Annotated in this window: 1 protein-coding gene; it reads right to left on the bottom strand. The window is 52.5% G+C overall.

Annotation, left to right across the window (positions count from 1 at the left end; genetic code table 11):
* Positions 1 to 223: hypothetical protein (locus ACGF49_RS25410; protein ID WP_387493620.1), on the bottom strand; the 223-nt coding region annotated here is incomplete at both ends.

Here is a 223-nt window from a genome sequence, read left to right as displayed (position 1 = left end):
CGTCTGACTCTTTGGCCGCCAGCTTTGCCAAAACCTGCTGGCCGGGCAAGGATGATTGCAGGTTGCCGAGCAGACCGGAGAGGATTTCACTGAAAAACCGGAACTCCAGCGCGTCCTCTTCTTCCAGCGTCTCTTTTTCATCTTGCAGTGAAAAGAAGTAGTGAAAGTAATTTTGCAGCCCGCCGACTTGATAACTGAGGTCCGGGTTATCCGCAAAGGCTTC

It is taken from the genome of Photorhabdus sp. RM96S, assembly GCF_042879335.1.
Lineage (GTDB): Bacteria > Pseudomonadota > Gammaproteobacteria > Enterobacterales > Enterobacteriaceae > Photorhabdus > Photorhabdus kayaii.
Note: the sequence above shows the minus strand (reverse complement) of the source record. Positions and strands in the feature narration are given on the sequence as shown.